Consider the following 5,075-nt stretch of genomic DNA (forward strand, 5'->3'; position numbering starts at 1 on the left):
GGCCGGGATGCGGAAAGAGCTCGGGCGATTAGTACGGCTCGGCTGAGCGCGTCGCCGCGCTTGCACCTGCCGCCTATCGAACCGGTGTTCTACCGGTGCCCTTACCGGAAGGAGACCCCATCTCTGGAACGGCTTCCCGCTTAGATGCCTTCAGCGGTTATCCGCGCCGCACGCGGCTACCCGGCCGTGCCGTTGGTCGACAACCGGTTCACCGGAGGTGCGTCCACCCCGGTCCTCTCGTACTAGGGGCAGCCTCCATCAAGTCTCCTGCGCCCGCGGAGGATAGTGACCGAACTGTCTCACGACGTTCTGAACCCAGCTCGCGTACCGCTTTAAACGGCGAACAGCCGTACCCTTGGGACCTGCTCCAGCCCCAGGATGCGATGAGCCGACATCGAGGTGCCAAACCTTGCCGTCGATGTGGACTCTTGGGCAAGATCAGCCTGTTATCCCCGGAGTACCTTTTATCCGTTGAGCGACGGCCCTCCCACGTGGGGCCGCCGGATCACTAGAGCCTGCTTTCGCACCTGCTCGACTTGTGGGTCTCGCAGTCAAGCTGGCTTGCGCTCTTGCACTCTATGAGGGCGGTTGCCGACCGCCCCGAGCCAACCTTCGCGCGCCTCCGTTACCGTTTAGGAGGCGACCGCCCCAGTCAAACTGCCCGCCTCGCACGGTCCCCCAGCCGGATCGCGGCCTGGGGTTAGGACGCCGCACGGGAGGGGGCGGTATTCCAAGGCCGGCTCCACGGGGGCTGGCGCCCCCGCTTCAAAGCCTCCCGCCTATCCTCTACGCTCCCGAGCAGCGGCCAATGCAAAGCTGCAGTGAAGGTTCACGGGGTCTTTCCGTCCTTCCGCGGGTAGGTCGCATCTTCACGACCAGTGCAATTTCACCGGGTCCGTGGTCGAGACAGCGCCCAAGTCGTTGCGCCTTTCGTGCAGGTCGGAACTTACCCGACAAGGAATTTCGCTACCTTAGGACCGTTATAGTTACGGCCGCCGTTTACCGGGGCTTGGCTTCGGAGCTTCGCCTTGCGGCTGACCCCTCCGCGTGACCTTCCGGCACCGGGCAGGCGTCAGACCCTATACGTCGCCTTGCGGCTTCTGCAGAGTCCTGTGTTTTTGGTAAACAGTCGCTTGGGCCTCTTCACTGCGGCCGCCCTCCGCTCCCCGCGCGAGGCGGTTCACGTACGCGGCGGCACCCCTTCTCCCTAGGTTACGGGGCCATTGTGCCGAGTTCCTTGACCACGGTTGACCCGATCGCCTCGGTATGTTCTACCCACCCACCTGTGTCGGTTTGCGGTACGGGCGCGCGCGCGCCTGCCTAGCGGTTTTTCTAGGGACCTCGGGCTCACTCGCTTCGCTCAGTCGCTTCGTCCGGGGCCTAACCCTTGACGAGGCGGGTACTTCACTCCGCCTCGGGCCTCACCCCATCACCGGGACGTCCAGAACCCGGCCGAGCCACCCCCATCCGTCGCCGCGTCGGTCATAGCGGTTCGCGCGCGGTGCAGGAATGTCCACCTGCTGCGCTTCGGCTACGCCTGCCGGCCTCGCCTTAGCCCCCGACTGACCCTGGGGGGATTAGCCTCGCCCAGGAAACCTCGGGTTCACGGCGGACTGGTTACTCTCCAGTCTCTCGCTACTCATGCCAGCATCCTCGCTCCCGCGCGGTCCACCGTCGGTCGCCCTCCGGCTTCGCCCCGCGCGGGACGCTCCCCTACCGTACCCCCGAAGGGGTACCCGCCGCTTCGGCTCCGCGCTTAGCCCCGTGTATTGTCGGCGCATGTCCACTCGGCCAGTGAGCTGTTACGCACTCTTTGAAGGGGTGGCTGCTTCTAAGCCAACCTCCTGGCTGTCTGGGCGGACGCACATCCTTTGCCACTCGGCGCGGAATTTGGGGCCTTAGCGGGCGGTCCGGGCTGTTTCCCTCTCGAGCACACAGCTTAGCCCACATGCTCTGACTGCCGGGGTGTGGTCCGGCGGGATTCGGAGTTCGGTCGGGATCGGTAGGCGGCGAAGCCCCCTCACCCGTCCGGTGCTCTACCCCCGCGGGAGAACCCCCGACGCTAGCCCTAAAGCTATTTCGGGGAGAACGAGATATCTCCGGGTTTGATTGGCCTTTCACCCCTATCCCCAGGTCATCCGGGCCCTTTTCAACGGACTGCGGTTCGGCCCTCCACGGGGTCTTACCCCCGCTTCAGCCTGCCCAGGGATAGCTCACCCGGCTTCGCGTCCAGCGCGCGCGACTATAGACGCCCTGTTCGGACTCGCCTTCGCTGCGGCTCGCTTCCAAGCTTAACCTCGCCGCGCGCGTCTGACTCGCTGGCTCATTCTACAAAAGGCACGCCGTCACACCATGAAGGTGCTCCGACTGCTCGTGGGCGCACGGTTTCAGGTGCTGTTTCACTCCCCTCCCGGGGTGCTTTTCACCTTTCCCTCACGGTACTCGTTCGCTATCGGTCGCAGGGTAGTGTTCAGGCTTGGATGGTGGTCCACCCGGCTTCGGCCCGGGTTTCACGTGCCCGGGCCTACTCAGGGACGCCTCCGCGCGCTCGGCGAGGGTACGCGTACGGGGCTCTAACCCGCTGCGGCCGGCCTTCCCATGCCGTTCCGCTACCCTGCCTCGCGCGCGCCCGGGGCGGCAGCCCCGGGGCGCGGCGCCCTACAACCCCGGCGGCGCGAACGCTGCCGCGCGCATGCGCTCGCCGGTTTGGCCATCGGCCCCTTTCGCTCGCCGCTACTCGGGGCATCTCGTGATTGATTTCTCCTCCTCGGGGTACTTAGATGTTTCAGTTCCCCCGGTCCCCCTCCCCGCCCCTATGGATTCAGGGCGGGGATGACGGCACCGCTGCCGTCGGGTTCCCCCATTCGGGTACCCCCGGATCGAAGGCCGTGTGCGCCTCCCCGGGGACTATCGCGGCTTGCCGCGCCCTTCGTCGGCTCCCTGCGCCAAGGCATCCGCCGTGCGCCCGTGGTATCTTGCCGGCCCGTCCGGGCCGGCGCCACGCTCATGCTATCCATATCAGATGGTGTATCGAAGGAACATTGTCCTCCGCGATCGTCGTCATGATTGATGCTTCCCACGTCAAAATCTCTATTAAGTAAGATGGTCTGTAGGAGATCGCGCCAGCCTACGGGATCCCTCCCGTGGCTGCGCGCTATGCGGCTCTCAAGGTACGCGGGGCGTCGCCCCGGGGGCCGGATGCCGCGAGGAGGCCTCGGAGGGGAGGGCGGGCCGCGGGCACGCGCCGCGGCTCCACTCGTGGGATAAGTTCTGAAAAATGATGTCTTCCTAAGAAGCGGTTCTCCCTAGAAAGGAGGTGATCCAGCCGCACCTTCCGGTACGGCTACCTTGTTACGACTTCACCCCCCTCGCCCTCCACACCTTCGACGCCTCCCCCCTAACGGTTGGGCCGGCGGCTTCGGGTGCAGACGACTCGGGTGGTGCGACGGGCGGTGTGTACAAGGCCCGGGTACGCATTCACCGCGGCATGCTGATCCGCGATTACTAGCAACTCCGACTTCACGGGGGCGGGTTGCAGCCCCCGGTCCGAACTGGGGCCGGCTTTCGGGATCCGCTCCCCCTCGCGGGGTGGCAACCCTCTGTACCGGCCATTGTAGCACGTGTGCAGCCCCGCGCATAAGGGGCATGATGACTTGACGTCGTCCCCGCCCTCCTCCGGCTTGGCGCCGGCGGTCCCGCGTGGGTTCCCAACTGAATGATGGCAACACGCGGCGGGGGTTGCGCTCGTTGCGGGACTTAACCCAACATCTCACGACACGAGCTGACGACAGCCATGCACCACCTGTATGGGCTCCTCTCGGCCCCCGGGTCTCCCCGGGCTCACCCATATGTCAAGCGCGGGTAAGGTTCTTCGCGTTGCTTCGAATTAAGCCACATGCTCCGCTGCTTGTGCGGGCCCCCGTCAATTCCTTTGAGTTTTAGCCTTGCGGCCGTACTCCCCAGGCGGGACGCTTAATGCGTTGGCTGCGGCACGGGGGGATCGTCCCCCCACACCTAGCGTCCATCGTTTACGGCCGGGACTACCAGGGTATCTAATCCTGTTCGCTCCCCCGGCTCTCGCGCCTCAGCGTCGGTGCCGGCCCAGAGGGCCGCCTTCGCCACCGGTGTTCCGCCCGATATCTGCGCATTCCACCGCTACACCGGGCGTTCCACCCTCCCCTGCCGGACCCAAGCCGCGCGGTTCGGGGGGCGGGCCGGGGTTGAGCCCCGGCATTTGACCCCCCGCCTGCGCGGCCGCCTACGCGCGCTTTACGCCCAATGAATCCGGATAACGCTAGCCCCCTACGTATTACCGCGGCTGCTGGCACGTAGTTAGCCGGGGCTTCTTCTGCAGGTACCGTCAGTCTCGTCCCTGCTGAAAGCGGTTCACGACCCGAAGGCCTCCATCCCGCACGCGGCGTCGCTGCGTCAGGGTTCCCCCCATTGCGCAAGATTCCCCACTGCTGCCTCCCGTAGGAGTCTGGGCCGTGTCTCAGTCCCAATCTGGCCGGTCGGTCTCTCAACCCGGCTACCCGTTGTCGGCACGGTGGGCCTTCACCCCGCCGTCTACCTGATGGGCCGCGACCCCATCCCCCGCCGCCGGAGCTATGCCCGGGCGGACATGCGTCCGCCCGGGGCCACCGGGTATCACCCGCGGTTTCCCGCGGCTGTCCCCGTGCGGGGGGCAGGTTGGTCACGTGTTACTCAGCCGTTCGCCACTCGCTTCCACCCGGAGGTGGGTGCCGTTCGACTTGCATGTGTTAGGCGCGCCGCCAGCGTTCATCCTGAGCCAGGATCGAACTCTCCGTCCAGAGCCCCCGAGGGGGCGCCGGGCGCGAGGCCCGCTCCGGCCGGCTTAAACGCCGATCGGATTCCATTCCGTTTGGGCGATGTCCTGGATGACGGGGAAGATTGCTATTCTTCCCTGTACTGGTTCGAGTGCATCGCTACATTCTTTCCGGAGATGGCTCCCGCCATCTCCCCTCCGAGCGCGCACTCGCGATCACTCGCTCGTGCGCCTCGCGGTATCCGGTTCCCAAGGTACGCGCCGGCGCGGCTCTCGCTCGGCCGCGCGG

The 5,075-nt window shown here is 66.1% G+C and carries 2 rRNA genes; both read right to left on the reverse strand.

The features are described 5' to 3' along the window. Nucleotides 1-8 precede the first annotated feature (8 nt). Nucleotides 9-2,981, reverse strand: a 23S ribosomal RNA gene (locus BN423_RS10395). A gap of 328 nt (nucleotides 2,982-3,309) precedes the next feature. Continuing rightward, nucleotides 3,310-4,811, reverse strand: a 16S ribosomal RNA gene (locus tag BN423_RS10400). Together the 16S and 23S rRNA genes form the textbook arrangement of a ribosomal RNA operon. Between the last annotated feature and the right edge of the window lie 264 nt (nucleotides 4,812-5,075).

Source organism: Enorma timonensis (assembly GCF_000321165.1).
Classification (GTDB): Bacteria; Actinomycetota; Coriobacteriia; order Coriobacteriales; family Coriobacteriaceae; genus Enorma.